The organism is uncultured Sphingorhabdus sp., assembly GCF_937872355.1.
In the GTDB taxonomy this organism is placed as follows: Bacteria; Pseudomonadota; Alphaproteobacteria; order Sphingomonadales; family Sphingomonadaceae; genus Sphingorhabdus_B.
Window position 1 is genome coordinate 1 of record NZ_CALMSV010000224.1, and the last position, 20,233, is coordinate 20,233.

General features: G+C 54.4%; 22 protein-coding genes, 1 tRNA gene and 1 pseudogene. 12 read left to right on the plus strand and 12 right to left on the minus strand.

All coding sequences use genetic code 11. The features are described from left to right. Positions 1-69: 69 nt before the first annotated feature. The 4 genes from Q0239_RS14590 to ftsE are packed head-to-tail and all read right to left on the minus strand — an operon-like array spanning position 70 to position 2,913. A complete protein-coding gene (locus Q0239_RS14590) occupies positions 70-762 on the minus strand; it encodes a 1-acyl-sn-glycerol-3-phosphate acyltransferase (RefSeq protein WP_298604207.1) in 693 nt (230 codons plus the stop codon). 4 nt (positions 763-766) lie between these two features. Next, the gene (locus Q0239_RS14595; protein ID WP_298604153.1) at positions 767-1,297 is read right to left on the minus strand and encodes a YdcF family protein; all 531 of its coding nucleotides are present in this window, start codon (positions 1,295-1,297) and stop codon (positions 767-769) included. After that, on the minus strand, positions 1,294-2,190 hold the full coding sequence (locus Q0239_RS14600) for a cell division protein (RefSeq protein ID WP_298604155.1): 897 nt from the start codon (positions 2,188-2,190) through the stop codon (positions 1,294-1,296). The genes Q0239_RS14595 and Q0239_RS14600 overlap by 4 nt, the downstream gene beginning before the upstream one ends. A 9-nt stretch (positions 2,191-2,199) precedes the next feature. Next, entirely contained in the window at positions 2,200-2,913 is a 714-nt protein-coding gene (ftsE, locus tag Q0239_RS14605) for a cell division ATP-binding protein FtsE (protein ID WP_298604157.1), read from the minus strand. A 148-nt stretch (positions 2,914-3,061) separates the two neighbouring features. Here ftsE and Q0239_RS14610 point away from each other — a divergent pair, with 148 nt between their 5' ends. Further along, positions 3,062-3,919: an MJ0042-type zinc finger domain-containing protein gene (locus Q0239_RS14610; protein WP_298604159.1), complete on the plus strand. Its 858-nt coding sequence runs from the start codon at positions 3,062-3,064 to the stop codon at positions 3,917-3,919. Positions 3,920-3,926: 7 nt separating this feature from the next. Here the strand turns inward: Q0239_RS14610 and Q0239_RS14615 are convergent, their stop codons facing one another. Beyond that, a complete protein-coding gene (locus Q0239_RS14615; protein WP_298604161.1) occupies positions 3,927-4,130 on the minus strand; it encodes a hypothetical protein in 204 nt (67 codons plus the stop codon). Positions 4,131-4,340: 210 nt separating this feature from the next. Between Q0239_RS14615 and Q0239_RS14620 the strand changes: the two genes are divergently transcribed. Further along, positions 4,341-4,427: transfer RNA gene (locus Q0239_RS14620), tRNA-Leu, on the plus strand. Positions 4,428-4,526: 99 nt separating this feature from the next. Here Q0239_RS14620 and Q0239_RS14625 read toward each other — a convergent pair. After that, on the minus strand, positions 4,527-4,949 hold the full coding sequence (locus Q0239_RS14625; RefSeq protein ID WP_298604163.1) for a DUF3703 domain-containing protein: 423 nt from the start codon (positions 4,947-4,949) through the stop codon (positions 4,527-4,529). 196 nt (positions 4,950-5,145) lie between these two features. Between Q0239_RS14625 and Q0239_RS14630 the strand changes: the two genes are divergently transcribed. After that, positions 5,146-5,829, plus strand: coding sequence for a hypothetical protein (locus Q0239_RS14630; protein WP_298604165.1), 684 nt, complete (start codon positions 5,146-5,148; stop codon positions 5,827-5,829). Positions 5,830-5,839: 10 nt separating this feature from the next. Here the strand turns inward: Q0239_RS14630 and Q0239_RS14635 are convergent, their stop codons facing one another. Both Q0239_RS14635 and Q0239_RS14640 read right to left on the minus strand, forming a co-directional pair. Further along, positions 5,840-7,540 carry a hybrid sensor histidine kinase/response regulator gene (locus tag Q0239_RS14635; protein WP_298604166.1) on the minus strand — a complete coding sequence of 567 codons (1,701 nt, stop codon included), beginning with the start codon at positions 7,538-7,540 and terminating at the stop codon, positions 5,840-5,842. Between the two features lie 181 nt (positions 7,541-7,721). Beyond that, positions 7,722-9,383 carry an ATP-binding protein gene (locus Q0239_RS14640; protein ID WP_298604168.1) on the minus strand — a complete coding sequence of 554 codons (1,662 nt, stop codon included), beginning with the start codon at positions 9,381-9,383 and terminating at the stop codon, positions 7,722-7,724. A 303-nt stretch (positions 9,384-9,686) separates the two neighbouring features. Between Q0239_RS14640 and Q0239_RS14645 the strand changes: the two genes are divergently transcribed. The 3 genes from Q0239_RS14645 to Q0239_RS14655 all read left to right on the plus strand — a co-directional run bounded on the left by Q0239_RS14645 (position 9,687) and on the right by Q0239_RS14655 (position 12,420). Then, on the plus strand, positions 9,687-10,271 hold the full coding sequence (locus Q0239_RS14645) for a hypothetical protein (protein WP_298604170.1): 585 nt from the start codon (positions 9,687-9,689) through the stop codon (positions 10,269-10,271). Positions 10,272-10,299: 28 nt separating this feature from the next. Beyond that, entirely contained in the window at positions 10,300-11,493 is a 1,194-nt protein-coding gene (locus Q0239_RS14650) for a hypothetical protein (RefSeq protein ID WP_298604172.1), read from the plus strand. 189 nt (positions 11,494-11,682) lie between these two features. After that, complete coding sequence (locus Q0239_RS14655) at positions 11,683-12,420, plus strand: DUF4189 domain-containing protein (RefSeq protein ID WP_298604174.1); 738 nt, start codon at positions 11,683-11,685, stop codon at positions 12,418-12,420. A gap of 27 nt (positions 12,421-12,447) precedes the next feature. On the opposite strand, the gene Q0239_RS14660 is transcribed toward Q0239_RS14655, so the two are convergent. Continuing rightward, complete coding sequence (locus Q0239_RS14660; protein WP_298604176.1) at positions 12,448-12,978, minus strand: DUF4189 domain-containing protein; 531 nt, start codon at positions 12,976-12,978, stop codon at positions 12,448-12,450. A 60-nt stretch (positions 12,979-13,038) separates the two neighbouring features. Between Q0239_RS14660 and Q0239_RS14665 the strand changes: the two genes are divergently transcribed. After that, positions 13,039-13,572 (plus strand): ankyrin repeat domain-containing protein, encoded by a 534-nt coding sequence (locus tag Q0239_RS14665; RefSeq protein WP_298604178.1) that lies wholly within the window; start codon positions 13,039-13,041, stop codon positions 13,570-13,572. Positions 13,573-13,587: 15 nt separating this feature from the next. On the opposite strand, the gene Q0239_RS14670 is transcribed toward Q0239_RS14665, so the two are convergent. Further along, the gene (locus Q0239_RS14670) at positions 13,588-13,992 is read right to left on the minus strand and encodes a hypothetical protein (protein WP_298604180.1); all 405 of its coding nucleotides are present in this window, start codon (positions 13,990-13,992) and stop codon (positions 13,588-13,590) included. Positions 13,993-14,043: 51 nt separating this feature from the next. Beyond that, positions 14,044-14,421, minus strand: a pseudogene (locus tag Q0239_RS18220) (DUF4189 domain-containing protein); the annotation flags it as partial. Positions 14,422-14,656: 235 nt separating this feature from the next. Between Q0239_RS18220 and Q0239_RS14675 the strand changes: the two are divergent. The 4 genes from Q0239_RS14675 to Q0239_RS14690 all read left to right on the plus strand — a co-directional run bounded on the left by Q0239_RS14675 (position 14,657) and on the right by Q0239_RS14690 (position 18,619). Continuing rightward, complete coding sequence (locus tag Q0239_RS14675) at positions 14,657-15,469, plus strand: hypothetical protein (protein WP_298604182.1); 813 nt, start codon at positions 14,657-14,659, stop codon at positions 15,467-15,469. Positions 15,470-15,629: 160 nt separating this feature from the next. After that, positions 15,630-16,328, plus strand: coding sequence for a hypothetical protein (locus tag Q0239_RS14680; protein ID WP_298604184.1), 699 nt, complete (start codon positions 15,630-15,632; stop codon positions 16,326-16,328). Positions 16,329-16,380: 52 nt separating this feature from the next. Continuing rightward, the gene (locus tag Q0239_RS14685; RefSeq protein WP_298604185.1) at positions 16,381-16,884 is read left to right on the plus strand and encodes a hypothetical protein; all 504 of its coding nucleotides are present in this window, start codon (positions 16,381-16,383) and stop codon (positions 16,882-16,884) included. A gap of 61 nt (positions 16,885-16,945) precedes the next feature. Further along, the gene (locus tag Q0239_RS14690) at positions 16,946-18,619 is read left to right on the plus strand and encodes an ATP-binding protein (protein WP_298604187.1); all 1,674 of its coding nucleotides are present in this window, start codon (positions 16,946-16,948) and stop codon (positions 18,617-18,619) included. Here the strand turns inward: Q0239_RS14690 and Q0239_RS14695 are convergent. Continuing rightward, positions 18,606-19,262 carry a response regulator transcription factor gene (locus Q0239_RS14695; protein ID WP_298604189.1) on the minus strand — a complete coding sequence of 219 codons (657 nt, stop codon included), beginning with the start codon at positions 19,260-19,262 and terminating at the stop codon, positions 18,606-18,608. The genes Q0239_RS14690 and Q0239_RS14695 overlap by 14 nt on opposite strands. Before the next feature lie 324 nt (positions 19,263-19,586). Here Q0239_RS14695 and Q0239_RS14700 point away from each other — a divergent pair, with 324 nt between their 5' ends. Further along, positions 19,587-20,132, plus strand: coding sequence for a hypothetical protein (locus tag Q0239_RS14700; RefSeq protein WP_298604191.1), 546 nt, complete (start codon positions 19,587-19,589; stop codon positions 20,130-20,132). The last annotated feature ends 101 nt before the right edge of the window (positions 20,133-20,233 follow it).

The window sequence follows — 20,233 nt, forward strand, 5'->3', positions numbered from 1 at the left end:
CCGCGACATTCGCCGTTCGATCGTTGAGCAGGGTCAGGATGATGATGCACCCGACTTCGGGCGCAAGCATTAGGCGGGTTCGTTCAAAGCGTTAATTGCCGCATGCACCCGCGCCTCGACTTCGTCACGCGGAAGGCCGGGCGGGATAGTTTCGCCCACCTTGTAAGTCATCGTTCCGCTATGCCACCAAGGCTTGCCTTTGGGTGTCAGCACACCGCTGTTCACGGCAATAGGTACCACGGGCAGGCCGAGCAGTTTGTAGAGTCCGGCAAAACCTGACTGCAGCGGCGGTCTTTCGCCGTGTGGCACTCGGGTGCCTTCGGGAAAAATAACGATAGGGCGGCGCTCGGCCTGCATTTGCCTTGCTAGTGTGATCATTGCACGCAAAGCGCTGGCGCCGGCCTCGCGGTCGACAGGAATCATGCCATAGGCTTTCGCTGCGGGACCCCATCCCGGGATATCGAATAATTCGCGTTTGGTGATCACCGCAGGCAGATGGAACAGGCGCGGCATATCGATCGTCTCGAACATTGCTTCATGCTTGATTGCGTAAAGCACAGGCTCTTCTGACAATTTGCCGTCCACGACCACTTGAATACCGAGCAGCCATTTTGCGCAGTCGTAGTGGAAGCGGCTCCAGCCATGGACGGATGCCCGCAACAATGGCTGGGAGATATGGGCACCGAGCAGCGCTGCAAGGACATAAGGTACCGAGCCGATATAGAATATTATACCGAAAAGCAGGGATCGCAGCAGGAACATGGGATCAAACACCGATCAGCGCAGCGGCGCCTCTCAGCCAATATTTGTTATATTCTCGGAACAGTACGTAAAAGCTGGGCTTTGTCGGAACGGCATCTGCCAGAATTTCGACATCGTCCGGCAAGGCGATCTTCAGTTCCAGCAACCCCCTGCGCATGTGCCAGTCGTGGGTTACCACGCGCAGTGTCTTGACCTTGTTGCGCGCGACCCAGCGGGCAGTTTCCAGCGCATTGGATCGCGTGTCGACCGCGCGGAAGCCAAGGTCGATGCAGCAATTGAACAGCCGCATCGGGCGCCTATATTCGGCGGCTAGCTCTGCCGGTTTGACGTCCAGATCGACGCCAGAAATCAGCATCCGGCGTGCTTTCTTTTTCTCGATAATTTCAAGTCCGCGGTCTATTCGTTTTGGGCCGCCGGTCAAAACCACGACGCCGTCGGTCGTCTCCAGCCCGGCCGGTTGCGGCAGAAAGATCGCGAACCACATGAATCCGAGCATCCATATGAGCAGGATCGAAGAGAGGAAGCGTCTAATCATAGCATTTTCTTGAGCGTCGACAGCACCGTCCAGCGCGCCATCGCCATCGACAGTGCAGTAACCGCGACTGGTATCAACAGCAAGAGCGGCCAGCCATAAAGCGGCACCGATGCCCCCGAGAGCAATCCAGGTTCGAGTGCGGCAATCCTCTCACCCAGAAGCAGGATGACGGCTACAGCCAGCGCCAGCCCTAAAGCTCCGCCGAACAACGCATCGAGCGCCACCCGACGCTGGAATAGTCGCGCTACCTGCAGGTCGGTTCCACCCATCATATGCATGATTTCGATCGTGCCTTTGTGCGTGTTGAGCGCGCCGCGTACCGCCAAGGCAACGGTGGCAGCGGTTGCAAACAGAAGGAGCAGCACGATTGCCAGCGCCACCCACAGCATGGAATAGACCAGATCAAACCAGGGCTTCAGCCATTGGGCGTTGCTGTCGATACGAACCGAAGGCGCGATCCGGGCCGCATCTTTACGCAAAGCGTTCAGCCGGGTTGGCTCTGGCGTCGCGCTGAATTCTAGATCGATCAAAGCCGGGACCGGGATATCGCTGTCTTCCGCCACATCGCCCAGCCAAGGCTCAAGCAACGCCCTTGCCTCGCTTTCAGGAACGATATTCACATCGCTGATGCCCGGTTGGCGGCGCAGGCGAGCAGCCACCTGCTGCTGCTGCGAAAGGCGCGCGCCGGGATCATTTTCCAATATCTGAACGGTTGCCTGTCGCGAAAGCGACTCGCTACCCTGGCTGGCGGCGTGCACTAGCGCGAGGGCTGCTGCAGCTGCCAACAGCGACAGGAACAGCATGATTGCCATCACCCAAGGCATCGGCCCAGTGAAGCGTCCATCGGGAATCAGTTGGCGCTCATGCGGATTGGCGGTGAAGGGTAGTCGCATATCTGCGGCCTAGTTCCGAAGCACGAGCGGGCGGGGTGGATGCTTGAGCGCGCCGGTAGGGTCAGACAGCTTGCCTTTGTCGAGCCGCATCATCTGCGCGCCCTCAATTTCCTGTAGCAGGTGGATGTCGTGGGTGGCGACAACAACCGTGGTGCCCAGACGGTTCAAAGCAGCAAATAGCTTCAGCAAACGAAGCGCCATATCCGGATCGACATTGCCCGTAGGCTCGTCTGCGACCAGCATCTCTGGCCTGCCAATGACCGCGCGTGCAATGGCGACGCGTTGCTGTTCTCCGCCCGAAAGTGTTGCCGGGCGGGCCGATGCTCGCTCGGTCAAGCCGATCCAGTCGAGCATTTCATTGACCGGTCCGGCGAGATCGCGCTCCGAAATACCGGCGATGCGCAAGGGTAGGGCGATATTGTCGAATGCGCTCAGATGCGACACGAGCCGGAAATCCTGAAACACCACGCCGATGCGGCGACGGAACCCAGGTAAGCGGCTGCGAGGCATATTGACCAGATCCTCGCCAAACATACGGATCGCGCCGCGGCTGGGCCGGTGCGCGAGATAGAGCAACTTGAGCAATGAAGTTTTACCCGCGCCAGAGGCGCCGGTGAGGAAGTAGAAACTCCCCGGAAACAGCTTGAAACTGACATCGGTTAGCGTTTCCGCGCCGGTGCCATATCGCAGGCCTACATTGTCGAATTCGGCAACGCTTTGCATCGCGCAACCGCATTGCACATTAACCACAGCTTCGCAAAGGCTTGTTGCACGGCAGGACGCCCGTGCACGACGATAAAACGTGCTCCGTCCACAGCATAATCGCCGGATATGCTTGCATACGCGAATCGCTGGTGTCTATGACTGGCACATGCTGCTTGTCTGCCCCGAATGCCGCACCCGCTATGTCGTTCCCGACAGTGCGATCGGTGCCAATGGCCGCCAAGTACGCTGCGCCAATTGCCGGCACAGCTGGTATCAGGATGGGATCAGCCTGCCGCCTGTGCCTCCGGCTCCAGCTATCGTAGCACCACCGGAAGCGCCCGAGCCAGCCGAACACCCACCTGTTTCCGAGGTTTCACAGGCCCGTCAGGAGCCTTTGGATGAGCATGCGGCTCCCGGCTTTGCTTCCTTCGATACCGCCGTACAAAGCGAGGCGGACGACGAAGAGCAGGCCATAGAAAAGCCCGATCTGCCACCTCGGTTCGAGTCCAGCGTTGCGCCGTCGATACCCGAGCCTACGGTCTATGCCGATCCAGCACCGATTTCCGGCTCGCGCAGCCAGTTTGCGCATGAGCCACCATTCCGGCCGCGCCGCAATCCTGCAAAGCTGTGGACCTATGCTGCCGTTGGCTTTGCCATCTTGATCGCGGCATTGGGCGCTGCCACCTGGCATTATGGCTGGCTGGACAACAGTTTCGGTGCGGCAGTTGCGGAACCCGACCTGAAAATCGTGCTGCACGACAATCTCGAATTGGGTCGCGATGCTGATGGCTCACCCTATTTCATTGCCAGCGGTTCGATAGTGAACCCAACCGCGCAAACGCAGAAGGTTCCAGAAATGCTGGTAACGCTGAAGGATGCGAGCGGGCGGCCAGTCTATAGCTGGACGATGAAAGCGCCGGTGCGCACATTGGCACCAGGGGCAAAATCCGATTTCAGCCAGCTGCGTCGGGACGTACCACTCGCCGCTTCACGTATCAGCGTTGGCTGGGCGTTGGGCAGCTAACCAGTTTTCAGTAGAAATCGATGTAAGGCACGCCATCGCGCGTACCTGACTGGCGTGCGGCGACTTTCTCTCTGCGGTTTGCGGGCTTCGAAATCTCGATGCGCTCCAGCTGTACGATGGTTGCCGTTGCGGTTCCCACAGTCTGCGCGCGGGCGGGCGGCACGGCCGGGGTGCTGGCGGCAGCTGCAAGGGCGAGTATCCAAATCGACATCCCGCAGCTTTAACGATCTGTTAACCCTTAGCGGCAAGCCACAAAGAGGGTTAATAGCGGCCGATCGCATGGCTAATTGGCGATTCAGACTTTTGGAGAGGCAAACCGCCCCAGAATGCTACGGGTCATGTGGCAGATATTATCGTGCAATTGCGGTTGCGTCGCCCAAAGCCATTTGCTAGGGGCCCGCTCCTACCTGTCAGGGCGAGTGCGGTCATGGCGGAATTGGTAGACGCGCAACGTTGAGGTCGTTGTGGGCGAAAGCCCGTGGAAGTTCGAGTCTTCTTGACCGCACCAGACAGTCCGATTGGAACGCCCAGCCCCGATATTTCCGCTATCCCGTCTGGAACACGACATTCCGACTTTCTGCGGTATGCGTTGCAGCAAATTCTTCTTCTACGCCTTATAAAATACCAGGTAGGAGAGTGCTGTTAGGAGAACCATTAGACCGCGGATCAGCATCCCATTCCGCAACGAATAGCCTTCGAAATATGGACGAAGATCTAATGGGATCTGCATTGGCAAAGTTGGCGACACATCGGCCCCTCCAGTATTGCCGACAGGCAGCCAACCAACAAGATGGAATGGACCGGCACCAATAAGCCGGATGATCTGCCCTCGCACTTCTGGCCAATCCGATTCTATCATTGCAACACGCAGCATATGATAATGACTTATCATATGGGCAGTATACCAGCGCTGACCTAAAATATGGGCGCGCTCCAGGTGACCCTTCGCATCGGCCAGTTCTCCGTTGCGTATTGCCGATTTAGCCAGTCCCATTTCCTTGCGAAATGCCACTTTTACTTCGGATGCCATTGCAAACCCCCGGTTTTGGATTGTCGATTGAGGCCTACTACGCCCGGCAAGGATGGGCATTTACCGAATTGACCCAGTGCACCGGTACAAATCACAGACTATACTCCAGCGACGGTTCATAGCGACAAAGCCTTGTTTTGAAGGTTCCGGTCTTTGGCGGAAGGTAACCGGCAAAACGGATCGGTAGGAAGTTGATATGAATCCGGCAGCACTCTACTTTTCGAAGAAGGGTAGCTTCACTAGAATAGTTTTGATGGCGACCGTGTGCGCGATCGTCATATGGCTGTTGGCGGGCCACGATGTTTTTGCTCCGCCCCCGCCTCCACTGCCTCCGCCTCCGTCGCCGACCGATATGATGTCGGTTGAAGATCATCTTGCATATCTGGAAGCTGTGCGGGCTTCACAACCACCCGAGCGTCACGGCTTGGACGAGCTGACAGGTGGCTGGTTCAGTATCATATTGCTGATTGCGTGCTTTGCACTGGCTTTATGGGAAGGTGGGATGGACTTGTGGCGCCTGTTAACACCTTCCCCGGCTCTGCAGGTGCAAAACCGGGAGCTGAAGATACACAGCAGCTTTCTCTCGGCTCCGCGTGCAATAGCGGTCAGCAGCATTCGTTTGGTTGCGCTCGACCGAGGCGATCGAATCCGCCCGGGATTCTGGGACGATGTCCAGACCGGAATTTCCTGGTCAAACAGGCTAGGGTTCAAAGTCGGTGCCCGTATGCGGCATGTCCTGCTTATTGATTATATCACTACGTCGGGTGTCCTGGATAGCCTGCGCATCAGCGATGCGCATGTTGATGGCGGTGTGGAACAGCTTTCCCGCTTCGCCGCCTATCTTCGCGCTATGCTTGACGCAGAATCGCGGCACACATAGCCGACCATGATCATATCTTGTTGTAACTGGCTGCGCGAAATGTCGAAAGTATTGATCGCAACATTGCCGGTTGCACAGGCTTAGCAAGTACCTGGATCCCTTCATCGAAATTTTGCTGATTGGCTATGGCCTCAGCGTGGCCGGTCATCAGGATTGCAGGCACATTCGACTCAAGACCTTTGCGGATCACGCGAATCGCTTCTGTTCCCAATCGCTTGTTGCCCAAATCGAAGTCGGCAATAATGACGTCGGCTGCCTGAAAACTGACTGGCGGTTCAGTATAGGCCTGAACGTCGCATCCCCAATGCCTCAGCATAGCCGCTGTTGCGTTCAAAACATCAAGATCGTCTTCTACCAGAATAACTCGGAAATTGCTCTGCAGGCGCAAAGGCTCATTGCTGACCGAAGGTGTGCGAACGACTTGCTCAAAACTCATCTGGATGTCGGAAATTCGTGCGACAGTTCCCCTGCCTCTTTCCGATTTCACCGTAAGATTGAAACCACAGAGGTCTGCCAATCTATTGACTATTGCCAGTCCAAGACCAACGCCTTCGGCATCGCGATCACCAGCTTCATGTGCCCGGTAGAATTCATCAAATATGTAAGGGAGATGCTCGACCTTGATGCCGATGCCCTGATCGTACACTTCGACTGCGACCCGCTTTCCGTGCCTGCGCGCTCCTATCAATACTCTCGCACCAGGTGCGTATTTGATCGCGTTTGACAACAGATTTTGTATCATCATTGCCAACAATGCCGGATCGGCACGTACTTTTAGACCCGTCGGCATGCAGCAAAGATCGACGTTATTCCATATAGCATGTTGTTCGTTCTGCTGCACAATATCTGCCAGAAGCGAGTGTAAATCGATGGTTTCCATGCGGACTTCGATCGCTCTGCTGTCGATTCGGGAGATGTCCAGCAACGACTTGAACAGTCTGGAAACAGAACCAAGCGCCTTTTCTATACGATCAAGCAATTGATTCCGTTCGACGCTCTCTTTTGTTGCCCGCAAAATGTCGAGATAATAGCCGATCGAATGGATGGGTTGGCGCAAATCATGGCTCGCTTGAGCTAGAAACCGGCTCTTTGATTGCATCGCCTCTAATGCGGCCTCGCGCGCTTGCGATATCTGTCGCAACACCACTATCGAGTAGGCCGACAATATAAGAAAACAAATGGCGAAGGTGACAAGCAAATCGAAACGGCTTTGCCAGAACCGGCTCATCGCAAACAAACTGAACAAGGAAAACTGTGCCAAAATTGGTGCAAATATCAGATTCAAGCGGCCAAACCGCATACCGTTCCCGACCGCGACCCACAGGATCATTGCGAGGAATATCATCATTGGGCCTTCGCCGACCAATAGTAGGTAGGTTAAGGCTCCGAAATCGCAGATCAGGGTGAAGAGTCGGCGCAAGGTGAAATTGCCGGGAAATTTCTGAATGATGGCGAGCAACGCGATGCCGAATGCTGCATAACCAAGACATAGCAGGAGCAGATGCTTTGCCGCGCCTTCGGGCAGCGGTAAAATCAAGATATAACTGTCTGCGGGACCGGGAATTGTTGATCCGCCAGCGATCCAACGAAGAATGATATAAAGGGCGGAGGCCGCTATCATCCATAAGCGAATTCGCGCCTGATCATATTCTGCCCAATGCTCGTCGAAAACACCGGGAAGCTCAATAATTCTTTTACGCTGAGGAGCCATATTGCTTCATCGTTCCTGGATAGATATTTCGAATAAGCATGAATGCGCCCCATGGGACAAGGCGGCCATCATCAGGTGCCCAGTTAATAAGCCCGGTGTGGTCGAGGGCGATAGCTGCCCGGCTTTGCTGACCATTTTCGGCCTGTGCACGATGCAATACCAAGGCCTATCTTGCCACTTCTTACAGGGACCGGTTGCGACTGGCTGCGCGAAATGTCGAAAGTATCGATCGCAACATCGCCGGTTGCACAGGCTTGGCAAGAATCTGCATCCCTTCATCGACCCCTTTCTTGCTTACGACTGCATCGGCATGGCCTGTCATCAGGATCGCGGGTAAAATCGACCCCAGTTTCTCGCGGATAGCTAGGATTGCGGATGTTCCCAAGGTCCGATCTCCCAAATCATAATCAGCAATGATCAGGTCTGCTGGCTCGACATGAGCCGGGATCGTGGGGTGAGGCTGGACAGCGCACCCCCAATGCTCGAGCAGCGCGCAAGTAGCGTCAAGTACATCGGGATTGTCCTCAATCAGGATAACGCGATACCCCGCCAAAGGCTTAGCGGTATCGTGCATTGAAGCCTGTTCGGGCTTCCGCTTTTCGAAATTGACAGGAATTTCGTAAATGCCTGCCGTGGTGCCTTTGCCGCGTCGTGACCGTATCGATAATGTGAATCCTGATAATTGCGCCAACCTGTTGACGATGGCGAGGCCTAAACCGACTCCCTCGGAATCGCGGTCTCCTTCGACATGGGCGCGGTAAAATTCGTCGAAGATGTGGGGTATATGCGCCGCATCGATGCCAATGCCTGCGTCATGCACCTCTATCGCCACCACTCCGCCCTTGCGGCGTACACCGAGTACAACTTCGCTCCCCCGCGCATATTTGATCGCGTTCGACAGCAAATTCTGGACCATGGTGGACAGAAGTGTGGGATCGGCTGAAACGGAAACACTTGTGCGAACATACCGCATTTTGACGTCATGCCATTGTGCAACTTGCTCATTTTGTTGGACCAGGTCGGACAGCAATGGATGCAGCGCAACGGCTTCTCTGTTTACGTCGATAGTGCCGCTGTCGAGTCGGGCAATATCAAGCAGCGATTTGAACAGCCGTGACACCGATCCTAGTGCCCTCTCGATCCGTACGATCAGTTTCTCGCGATCTGCGGCGCTGCGGCTGGTTCGCAACAGGCTTAGATAATAGCCGATCGAATGAATAGGCTGGCGCAAATCATGGCTCGCATGGGCCAGAAAACGACTTTTGGCTTGCATGGCGACAAGTGCCTCGTCGCGTGCTTGCGCGGTCTGACCCAGAAGCACGCGGGCGTAAGCGGGCAAAACCAGCGCCACCATCGAAAAAGTGACCAGCAAATAAGGCTGTTGCCGCCAATAGTCGCTGAGCAGGAACAGCGTGATCAATGACAGCTGTGCCATGACCGATGCAATTACCAGATAGCGCTGGCCAAACCGCATACCGTTACCCAATGTGACCCAGACGATGAAAACATATAAGGGCAGGCCCAGTGTTTCGCCCACAAGCATGACGAAAGTGAGCGAGCAAAAATCTCCGAGCATGGCGATCAATCGTCGTGCGGGGACAATACCCGGTCGCAGGCGAGTATGGACATATATAAGGACAACAAAGGTTGAAAAGCAGGTAACATATATTAGCAGCGCTTCGGAGATATCTTCCGAAATGTCGGTGAGTATCCCACTTAAGTAGAGATATAGAACACCGATCGAAACATTCCAAAGCCTTGATCGGGCCTGCCGATACTCGGCGGTTATTTCTAAACTCTCCGCAGACAATTGCCCGATCGTTTCGGTACCAGATGCCGTCATTTTGCCAACATGCCCGGCCAATGACGTTTTGGGTAAAAGTGGTGCCATAAGATTTTATTCTACAAGAAGAATCAAGGTCGGCGCTTTGATGCAGAAACCGATCCTTCCCCCAAAGCCGCTGTTCAGCCCATGGGTATATACAGTTGGCAGAACCCGCAACGCGTCCCCAGCTGAAAAGAAGCACTAGTACAGCGATCCGCATATACTTGCATCAATTCGACGGACTATCATCGCTAGAAAAGGACTTATTTGTGGTCAAATCGACCGAAGTCGCGACCGAGTTTGATTGAGTAACGAACGCATATGAACATGGCAGTTGTAAAGCACCGGATCAGAATGGTCGGCATCGCTTTGGGTTTGATATCTTTTGGGCTGTATCCAGTCGCTGCCCAATCGCCACTGCAGCGCCAACTGGCAGGTGCCATGGAGAGCAAGGAGGATGGGGTAACCAAATCGGGCAAGCCCAAGCCGCCGCAATGGTATGCGAAAAAGAATGGAAAGCTGTCGGGCAAGGGCTGTACGATCACATTTGCTGCGGGCGATTCCGCGATGGGCTATTTGGGGCCTTCGGATGACTGGAAAGAGGCATTTTTCCTAGTCAGCGGTCCGAATGTGCCCGTTCCAGCAAAAGCCAAAAGCGTGAAGGTTACACTTTCTACAGACGGCGAGCCGGACCGCACGGTGACTGCGACTCATATTGGCATCGATGGCGAACAAAACGGCCTCGTCATTTTCCTTTTACCTTCAATCGATGCGGCGCTGGATGTGATGCAAAACGAAGAGGGCGTCCGCGTCAGCATGGCCGGAAATCAGATATTCGCATCGGCTTGGACGAAAGGGCATGAAGCGCGGGACAAGATGCGCGCTTGCCTTGCGGGTCAATATTGAGCCGTAACACGGGATGAGGAAACCAGCGTTGAGCATCTTGAAAAAATCCAATCCACTCGTTGCCGCAGCCGTCACTTGTGGAATTTTGGGAAGTGCCGTTTCCGCCGACGCAGCCCATTGGGTGATGATTGCGCGAGAAGGCGAAAAGCCGCAACGCAGCGTGCACTATCTGGCGCTCGACGAAGTCAAATCGACACTGGATCTGGAGACTTTTGACCAGTCCAAAGCGCTGGCTATGAAGGCGCCGGACATGGCGAAGTATATGGAGGATAGCCAGGTCCATACGGCTTTTGTCGTGCAGGTTATGGAGGGCACGTCGGACCCGGATACCATCCAGTACACCGTGGACATCCGGTGCAATCCGAAACAATTCCGTATCACCAGTGCATACGCCCTGTACCGAAACAATGAATCGGAAAAAATGAACTCGCCCGAATGGGCTCCGATACCTGACAACTGGGTCAACCGCGCTTATCTGGTGGCTTGCAAGATGCAGGATAAAGTCGCACCTGCGATTCAGAAATTCTACGATGCGTCCAAGAAAATCCAGAAAAACCCCAACGCCACGATGGAAGACAAAGCGGCCGCCATGCAACCGCTGGCTGACCTGGGAATGATCTACGCGACGGAGATTCCCCTGATCAGCTACATTCGTCTATCCGACTACTCTTGGTCGCATCTGTGGCCAGAGGGTAAGCGGCCACCTTACACAACAACAAAAACCCGCGAAGAAATCGAAAAGGACCGCGCCGAACTTGAAGCGCGTATGGCCGCTTTGTCGAGCAAGGCCGGTCAGGTCGAGCAACAGATTGCGGGCATGGATGCTGAACGGCAGTTTATGGAAAAGATCGCGGCCAATTTTCGCAAGAAGAATGATGCGCAACGGGAAAGATTCTACAGCATGCAGGGCTGGACCGAGAAGGAAATCGTGGATTTCTGGGGTGCTCCCAATGGCATCAGTGAACTGGCAGGCACCAAATCGTTGCGCTATATTTCTCGCGTCGATACGCGACAGGTCGTGGTCGACAATATCCCGGTCTACGACGGCAGGGGCGGTGTGGTCGGCATGAACCAGGCCGAAAGGGTTGAGGGCGAGCTCAGCGAGTGCGACCTGACCTTGTTTCTTGAGCAAGGCGGATCGAAGCCTGGCCACCGATTGGTCGATTACAAATTGAATGGTACCAACTGCCGTGTGGACACCTTAGGTCGACTGGTCCGCTGACCAGTGTTGTTCACTTCCTTCAAATGGGCATTCCATGCAGCGATTGCCTTCTGGGTCTTCGCTTGGGCTTCTGCGGCCCAATCCGCATTTCCATGCACTTGGGCTCCAGGTGAAGTGCAAGTCGGTGATGACAGGGGCACGCCACTTTGTGAGCAGAGGGGAGATCCAAATGCGCCTCCACCGCCCCAAATGGCTTGGGTCGATAATCATTTTGCAATTGCGGCGCATCCGGATGCTGCCGATATGTGGGTTGCAATTGGCTATCCCAATGGAGCGTCAGCACAGCAAGCGGCTGTTGCAGCATGCAACCAAGATATGGGCACCGGATGCCAGTTCATGATCACATCCTATAACAGCTCTTATTCGATTGGTATTGGCGCAACGGGTCGCGTTTACACCAATTGGGATTCCTCAGCCGCCAAGGCGAAAAAACGCATGCTGGCAGAATGCCGAAAAATTGGAGATGTGTGTGTAGAAACGAGCCATGGCACAGCCAGTCCCGGGCGTAAGATCGCTGGCTCGGCATCTAACTACAACCGGGAAATCTGGCGCCCCACAGGCAATTTTCGCCACCAATTTGCTTCAGCGGCATGGGTTGAACCCAATGATCAAGGTGGCCCAAACGACGTCTGGATCGCCACCGGCTATCGCAGTGCGCAGGAGGCGGAGAACGCCGCCCTCCAAAGCTGCATGCATGATAGCGGTCATTCATGCGCTGCAGCACGCACCGTTGCCAGTGTATTTCTATATATTGCACAAACCAAAGATGGCGAAATCCGCTTGGGTTCCAGCCCGACCGAAAAGATGGCGCAGAGCATAATGCGGGCGAATTGCGGCAAGTCCGCCAAGTGCAAACTTGTTGCGCTATACAACCCTTGGAAGAGTGGCTTAATCCGCTTTCGGCCAACACCGAATGTCCGCAATTAAGCTGTCAGCAAGCATTTACTTGGACGGCTAAAAATACTCGGCGCGCCCATCAAAAATCGCGACTACTTTACAACGCAATCCGTCCTCTACGCACTTTTCAATCAGGCCATTTTCCGCATCTTCTTTGGACGGACTGCTTCGCACCCTAAGCTTGCCATTTTGGTCACGACCCACCGCGATCACCCCATTGGTGGTTGAAACCGCAATCTCGCAGTTACGCCAAGATGTTTTGACACGGCATTTCTCCATGGCTAGCTCAATCGCCATTTGTTCATCGAAATATTTGCCTACCCCAACAAACTGGTCACCTTCGTCGCTATCTGCCCAAACAACCGCTGCGGCGAAATCCTGCCATTGCGGCGGCGTTGGCGGTACACTCGACTGCGGCGGAGGCGATAGTTCATCACAATAGGGTATGCCGTCACCATGGTCAGACCCTGATCCTATGCGGCATTGCGCATGGGCACCGGCAGCTGCCAAGAATGTCGACAAAAAGAGAAGGATTTTACGCATTGCCGCGTAGTTTCTAAAACCTACGCCGCCCAGAACAATTGTCAAAAATGTACCGGTGTTCGGAGAATGTCGTCATCTGACGCGTAGTGATATTACTATGAACTGATGAGGCCAAATATCCATCTGCTGTCCCTTTTTCTCGCGATTGTTGCGCTTGCCGTACCACATAGCGCCGCAAGCGGCTGTGTTTACACGAGGCCCTTACCGGAAGAGGTGCACATCATAATTCGCAAGCAGAGCGCGAGTTCCCTGAAGCGATGGCTGGCTTGGGAATATGAGATGCTCGACGCGATTGATCCCGAAAGCGGTCGCACCCCGTTGATGACGGCTTTGATTGCCGAAAAGCCTAAGCATTTTCGGGTTTTGTTGGCAGCAGGAGCGAAACTTGATCTGACCGATGCTGTCGGCAACAGCGCGCTACATGTCGCCGCCCAGATCAATGAGCCTGGGCATGTGCTTGCTCTTCTGAAGGCCGGAGCCGATCCGTCATTGCGCAATGCCCAAGGCCAGACATTCCAGCGCTATTTGTACATGACTCCGGAAAAGCTGCTGAACGCGAAAACCCGGAAAGGTATCGACGAAGTCAAGAAATGGCTGACATTGAATGGCCTAGAGGTTGAAACACCTTCGGCGCGATAGTGCAAAATATATCAACTAGCGCGAAGGAGGTGCTGCCGGAGCGGGCGCGGCAAGATTGATAGCCTGCCAGACGGGTTCGCTGGCGCTGAACGTCGCAAAAGTGATGCAGTTGGCCGCCATCAACTTACATCTTGCTTCCACCGCCGCTTCAAGGCGCGCATCGTCAATATCCGATTCTATCATGGGCGTGCCCGGCTCGTTAAGTGCGGCGTAGACTGCGATGCGCACATTGCGCACCCCCGCTTTTGCGGTGCATTCCCGCTTTTCTTCGCGGGTGCATAGTAAGAGTGCTTTCCTGATGGCTTCTTCTTGGCTGGGCTGTTGCGCGACAGGCCAAACACGCCTCACATCGCCAGGATAAACATCACTTCGATAGGCAAATGTGGCCCATTGGTCGGGTAAGCGGGCCGAAATCTGCATATCCTGCACCTTCGGTGTTCCCTGTATCAGATTCAGATGCTGAATGGTGCATCGAGCTCCTGAGCCTTCCGAGCGGCAGCGATTCATAGCAATGTCAGCAGCCTCTACCCTGGTGCGTCCTGATTGGACAATCCTGCCGCCATCGTCGGCAATGCCAACAGCAATAAAGCCGTTCCTTGAATGTGCTGCGATAGAGCAATCCTTGCCGACCCGCTCGTTGCAGAATTTCAGGGCCGCTGATTCCGCTGTTTCCTTTGATGGATAGCCTGAACTCCATATCAGGTTGCGATATCCCTCGGCCCAGGCGACGGCTGCAAACGAATCCTGCTCGGTACTTTGGTGCGTAGCGGCGTCTGCACCTATTGGTGTAACCGATACCAACAGGACGCCAATCTTTAACTCGTGTGAAAACGGGCTGGATCGAGACACAAATAAAACAACCTATCCATATGATGACCATCGGGTGCGTAGGCGGAACTAACTCAACGATCTACAGCGTCGGGATACCGGTGCAGCGCCGCTAACTGCGCTAGCTAACAGACCCGGCCCGCCCGTAGCCAATGTTGAAAATGTACCAGTGCCAATTTGTTTTTCTCAACGGCAGTCCAGACAGGCATAACAGATTGCAGTGGCCACAATCCTCTCCCTCGCCCTCCTTTCGGTCATGGCAGCGCCCCAGTTTGATGATCCGGCGCTGCGGGGGGCGCCCTTCCAGACCGAGCATAGCTATATTCCAGAAGTGTATCTCGGTGAATGGGCCGAAAAGCTTTCGGCCTGCGGAAAGCCAGTGCCTAAAGGCCGCTCCTTCACAATCGCAACAGCGCGTTTCAATGGGGCGCCGATCCGTTCGGTTTGGGCTTATAGCGATTATCCTGCCATCATTCTCGCGTTGCCGAATGGCGTAGAAGGTGGTCGGGACGATCGTCTGCATCTCGATATTTCCCATGACGAGTTTTGGTTGACGCTACGCCGCGAAGGCGGTGGTAAGATCAGTCTATTGAGGCGCTGCCCTACATTTGCCGTCGCAAAGCGTGCGGTTACAGTGGAGCGCAAGCGCCTGAATGATATTTGCGCGATACGCGACAGGGACGGTTTTATCGAAGCCTTCTTCTCGTCACCGGCCACGCGCTATTTAGCGCTTTCGAAGCAAATTTCTATCATTCGCGGCGACGCGCTGCCCAAGCGATGGCCGCGCCGCTATTATAGGTTGCCGCCCATAAAATTCGCGCCGCATGCCGTCTCTTATGAATATGGTGCCGAGCGGAACGTGCCGATAATTTTTGAGCCTGTTTCTGATGCTGACCGCGGCTTTCGCATCGCATGGAAAGAAGATCCGAACGTCGCGGAAAATCGGATCGACAATGATGAATCTGATTACCGCTATACCGCCGGCATTCGCGGGCGCCTTTCGTTCGCTTGGTCAAATGGCTGCTGGAAACTGGTGTCTGACGAAATCCGCTGGAGCGGGTGGCCTTGAGGATGGATCGACAAGATTGGAGTTCGATATGAAGCCATTGAACAATCCGAAGGCTGCAAAAACAAGGGCCAGGAAACGGGGCATTGTGGTTGTACTGGCTCTTGCAGGGGGCAGTGCCCTTGCCGCGCTTGCAATCAGTCGGGATCACGCGGGTGATAGCGTGTCCGGGCAGAAAATTCAGACCGTGTCACGGATGGAATCGGCTTCCGAGAAGCCGCCGTCGGTACGCCCGTTGTCCGAACTCAACGCGAGCGAGCAACTGACCCGCGCCTATGCCGCCCTGTTCGACACAAGCCGGACCGAAGATGTCAAAAGCGGCGACTACAGCTATTCGGGCGGAAAGTTGCTGCAGATGGGTGGGGGACATTGGATCCTGCTCGCGCCGGCCAATCATCTGGAGGCCTATCCGGTCAATCTGGGGGTGCTCGGTATATTTTATCTTGCCGAGAGCGAGGGCCAGTTTGCGGTTAAGGGGCGGTGGCCCGATTTTGTCAGCGGTTCGATCATGGGAAATCCCCCCGAATGGGAAGTACGGAATGACGTGTCTGATCATCCGGTTGTCGTTTCGACCGCCGGCGGAGTATGGCAAGGCTATTCCTGCGCAAGTATGTCGTTGATCGAACTCGGTTCCGAAGGCCCACGACAAATTGCTGAATTCCCGTCGCAATATGATGACAGCGGCGCAAAAGGTGGTGATCAGCTGGTAACCGGAATTGAAGGCAGGCTGCAGAATCCTGTCAAAAATGTGCGTTTCGAGGTCGGTTATGAGGGCACGCGCTCTTTCACGCATCGCTATATCCGAACGCCCGAAGGCAAATACGCGTTGGAAGAAAATGACGACTCGGTGCCGACATGTTGAACATCGGCGCGTTGCAACTCTGTGCTTTTGACAATCGTGGAAAGGCCGTAATATGATGATGATCTCCACAAAGGCTGTCAGTCTTGCGCTGCTGGCCAGCATTCCAATCGCTGCCAACGCCCAGTCGAAACCTGATTTTGGTTCACTTGCGATTTGCGCCAGTCTCGGCAAAATGCCGACGCGATATAAGGCAATAGAGTGCAACCAACGCAATCCATTGCGTCAGTGCAGTTTCACTCTTTCCGCTGACACGTTGCCGATCAAATATCTCGTCGACGATGGAATTGTGGTCAGTAAATGGATTGAATTCGGAAATTATGCCGCATTCGTTGGTCCATTCGGGCTGAAGCGGGGTGATAGCGACAATATCGCGATGGCAAAGGTTCGAAGAGCAACTGGACTAGCATTCGAAAGATGGGCGGATGATCAGGATGCAGAAGGCGCCTATTATCAATCAACTGACATCAACTGCCGTAAAAATATCTACAATCTCAGGGTATTTTTCCATAAAGGTAAACTGGAAACACTTAGCGTTTCTTCGCTCCCCATGGTTTAAAATGTTATTCCGGTGTATTCGTGATCATTGGTCGCCCGGCTTATGTAGATAGTAGGCATGAATGATACGGAATTTGGGCGCTCGACTGTTCCGTCGACAACCTCAAAAGCATCTGGACGAAGAACTGGCTGAAGCAGGACAAACCAAGGTTCGGCTTGCGGCTTTATCGATAATCGCTGTCTATACTGCAACATTTGGCGTATTGCTGGCCGAGGACGAATTCATCGCGCCATGGGCGATAACGATCCTTGTTTATCATATTTTATATGCTCCTGCGGCGTTCGCCATTTTTCTTTGGGCGCGCCATATGCCGGGGCATTATCCGGTCCGGCGATTGCTCTCGATGGTTCTCGACTATGTTTCGCTGGGCTGCAGCATTGTTGTCGAGCCTATGGTGATGATGCCTTTACATACCATAATCTTGTGGGTCACGCTGGGGAATGGCCTGCGTTTCGGGAAAACCTATTTGCGGATCGCAACCGGTTTTGCTGTTTGTACTGTTTTGATAGTGGGCTTCAGTATTCCGCAGGGTCAGAATGCGCCATATATGATGGTGATGCTGCTGCTCTCCGCAGTCGTGATTCCACATTATGCGTCTGCGCTGCTGGGGCGCATAGATCAAGCACGGCATGAGGCGGACCAGGCCAATCTCGCAAAATCGCGCTTTCTTGCACAGGCCAGCCATGACCTGAGGCAGCCGCTGCATGCGATCAACTTGTTCACAAACAGCCTGCAGAATACAGGCTTGAACAACCGGCAACGCCAAATCGTCGAACGGATAGACCGCGCGCTGCAATCGCTGGCCCGCCTGTTTCGGTCGCTGCTCGATCTTTCCACTCTCGACAGCGGAACAGTGGCACCAAAACTCGAACCGGTATCGCTCGGTGAGTTGTTCCAGGAAATCGTTCTGCAAAATGTGCAGCTTGCCGAATGGGATAACAGCGAATTGCGCATGGTCGATACCCGCTATGTCGTGCTGACCGACCGCGTTCTGCTGTTGACGATGATCCAGAATCTGGTTTCCAATGCGCTGAAATTTTCTACGGGTCGCGGCGTGATCCTGGGCTGTCGGCGCCGGGGTTCATCAATCGCTGTAGAGGTCTGGGATCAGGGTAACGGTATAGAGGAAGAATATTTTCCCCTTATTTTTGACGAGTTTTTCCAGATCAAGCAGCGCGGAGATCGAGACCGGCAGGGTGTAGGCTTGGGACTTTCAATTGTGGCCAGAATGGCAGCAATTCTCGGCTTGAAGATAGATGTGGCCTCGCGAATTGGCAGGGGATCTCGCTTTACCCTTTCGGGCTTGCCGATTGTCCAGGATGCAAAAGTGACGGTCACCCTGGTGCCATCCGGAAATGACCGATCGCCGCTGCGAGATTGGTCCGTCCTCCTTGTTGAAGATGACACCGATATACTTGAAGCGACCGCCGGGCTGCTGTCGTCATGGGGATGTCACGTAGTTGCAACCACCTCCATTCCCGCAACTATCCAAAGCTGCGACATGATTGTGACCGACTTTGATCTTGGCGGCGGCCAAACAGGGGAAGATTGCATAAAATTTGTCCGCCAGCTGCTTGGCGTTGAGGTCCCAGCCATCATTATCACCGCGCATGATGATAGCCGCATTGCAGCAGAAATCGGCGATCCGAACGTTCTTGTTCTTAAAAAGCCTTTACGCCCAGCTGAACTGCGGTCGACGATCAGTTCCGTGCGCGCCAGACTCACTTCAGGCTGATCGCTCCAGCACTTTGTTGCAGGCAACCCAGACTTTCGGCCTTTAAAGCGAGTTCGGAACGGGAATGAACGTGAAGCGTTCGCAAAAGCAGCGAGATATGATTGCGCACCGTAAAGGGAGAAAGGCCTAGCTTGCGGGCAATCTGCTTGTTCGATTCGCCGGCGCTGATCAGTCGCAAAATTTCCAGTTGGCGCTGTGTCAGGCACATTACATTTGCTGACGTCGGGACGGCATCGGTCAGAGAAACAATGCTCGGCTTTGCGACTACATATTGCCCGGCCCGCACCGCCATTACGGCGTCGACCATTTCACCTGCCGGGATTGATTTGACGATAAAAGCGTCAGCACCTTCATCCATGATCCGGTTAATTGTACGGTCGTCGTCGAGCATCGATACAATAGCGATTGATGATTTTGGAAAACGCTGCCGAAGCCGGGGAAGCGTTTCTCGTGGTTCCATTCCAGGAAACAAAAGGTCGAGCAAAAACAGATCCGGTTCGTCTCCAGACTCCGCGAGAGCAATCACTTCGTCCATAGTCCCCGCTTCGAGCAATCGCGCATCGGGCAGCGCAGCGGAAATCAAACGGCACATCCCGTCGCGGAATACCGGGTGATCGTCGGCTATGATGATGAGTTCTGACATTTGAATTCACATAAGAGCATGAAAAATACCGATAATGCAAGTAACCGATGCAGAGCGTGGTTCGGGAACCAGCCGATGCACCAGTATTAGAATATATTTCGTAAGTTACACTTCACCCTCTAACCTGAACGAAAGACAAACAGATGCCAAATAATTGCGAGGAGTTTTCCATTGGTGCGGTGGTTGCATGCGAAATCGGCCCGGAGCAAGCTGGCATCGTTGGGGGCACTTTCGCTCTTGGCCTTGGGGTGCAGTGGCGAAGCAGCAAGTGACAATGACGCAATAGATGATTTGCGGGTAAAGCCCGCTGCAAGTGCAGCGGTTGTGCCGCTGGTGCGCGCGCAAGAAAGCGCTGCTACCGTGATAGGCGAATCTGACCGACTATCGCTGCAAGCGGCTGATGCAGCTTGCCAAAGTGGTGACCCGAACGCCTTTTTTGACGCCTTTATCCAATCCAAGGCTGTGCAGAAGAAATATAGTGCTCCTGCAATTGAATATGTACTTCTGCGTCCGGATTTTACCGTCAATCGCTGGGAAGAGATCAAGGCATCGGATTATACAGATTTCCCGATGATGATGGTCGACTACTATCGAAAATCCACCCGACCGGTTCGCGCGGGAGACGACGAGCATGTGGTAATCGAACTGAGCCAAGGCCAGAATGAAACCTTTGTCGTTGAATGGACTCGCGTCATCTATGACGGGAAATCCGACGGGGGCGACGACCTTGGCACGGCCTTCACGCTTGACGGACTACCATATAGGAAAGGGGAGTCTGGCACAGACGGCACTCTGTTTTTTGACACTGCAAATGAATGTTGGCAACTTTCGACCGACACCCGACATCATCGAAGTTACGCGGCAAAATGAACCTGACGGGCTGAAAGGGCTGGCTTTATTCGTGGTGGCCTTTGAACCGCAATGGCAGCACTACTGTTGCTGAATAAGGCGAGTATGCCGCATCTTTCGGA

What these genes read in the sequence shown, in the direction of transcription:
- Q0239_RS14600 (WP_298604155.1), bottom strand. Translation starts at nt 2,190, where the DNA reads ATGCGACTACCCTTCACCGCCAATCCGCATGAGCGCCAACTGATTCCC.
- Q0239_RS14645 (WP_298604170.1), top strand. Translation starts at nt 9,687, where the DNA reads ATGAACATGGCAGTTGTAAAGCACCGGATCAGAATGGTCGGCATCGCT.
- Q0239_RS14590 (WP_298604207.1), bottom strand. Translation starts at nt 762, where the DNA reads ATGTTCCTGCTGCGATCCCTGCTTTTCGGTATAATATTCTATATCGGC.
- Q0239_RS14595 (WP_298604153.1), bottom strand. Translation starts at nt 1,297, where the DNA reads ATGATTAGACGCTTCCTCTCTTCGATCCTGCTCATATGGATGCTCGGA.
- Q0239_RS14640 (WP_298604168.1), bottom strand. Translation starts at nt 9,383, where the DNA reads ATGACGGCATCTGGTACCGAAACGATCGGGCAATTGTCTGCGGAGAGT.
- Q0239_RS14685 (WP_298604185.1), top strand. Translation starts at nt 16,381, where the DNA reads ATGATGATGATCTCCACAAAGGCTGTCAGTCTTGCGCTGCTGGCCAGC.
- Q0239_RS14630 (WP_298604165.1), top strand. Translation starts at nt 5,146, where the DNA reads ATGAATCCGGCAGCACTCTACTTTTCGAAGAAGGGTAGCTTCACTAGA.
- Q0239_RS14635 (WP_298604166.1), bottom strand. Translation starts at nt 7,540, where the DNA reads ATGGCTCCTCAGCGTAAAAGAATTATTGAGCTTCCCGGTGTTTTCGAC.
- Q0239_RS14610 (WP_298604159.1), top strand. Translation starts at nt 3,062, where the DNA reads ATGCTGCTTGTCTGCCCCGAATGCCGCACCCGCTATGTCGTTCCCGAC.
- ftsE (WP_298604157.1), bottom strand. Translation starts at nt 2,913, where the DNA reads ATGCAAAGCGTTGCCGAATTCGACAATGTAGGCCTGCGATATGGCACC.
- Q0239_RS14625 (WP_298604163.1), bottom strand. Translation starts at nt 4,949, where the DNA reads ATGGCATCCGAAGTAAAAGTGGCATTTCGCAAGGAAATGGGACTGGCT.
- Q0239_RS14695 (WP_298604189.1), bottom strand. Translation starts at nt 19,262, where the DNA reads ATGTCAGAACTCATCATCATAGCCGACGATCACCCGGTATTCCGCGAC.
- Q0239_RS14655 (WP_298604174.1), top strand. Translation starts at nt 11,683, where the DNA reads ATGGCTTGGGTCGATAATCATTTTGCAATTGCGGCGCATCCGGATGCT.
- Q0239_RS14665 (WP_298604178.1), top strand. Translation starts at nt 13,039, where the DNA reads ATGAGGCCAAATATCCATCTGCTGTCCCTTTTTCTCGCGATTGTTGCG.
- Q0239_RS14670 (WP_298604180.1), bottom strand. Translation starts at nt 13,992, where the DNA reads ATGCAGATTTCGGCCCGCTTACCCGACCAATGGGCCACATTTGCCTAT.
- Q0239_RS14675 (WP_298604182.1), top strand. Translation starts at nt 14,657, where the DNA reads ATGGCAGCGCCCCAGTTTGATGATCCGGCGCTGCGGGGGGCGCCCTTC.
- Q0239_RS14615 (WP_298604161.1), bottom strand. Translation starts at nt 4,130, where the DNA reads ATGTCGATTTGGATACTCGCCCTTGCAGCTGCCGCCAGCACCCCGGCC.
- Q0239_RS14690 (WP_298604187.1), top strand. Translation starts at nt 16,946, where the DNA reads ATGATACGGAATTTGGGCGCTCGACTGTTCCGTCGACAACCTCAAAAG.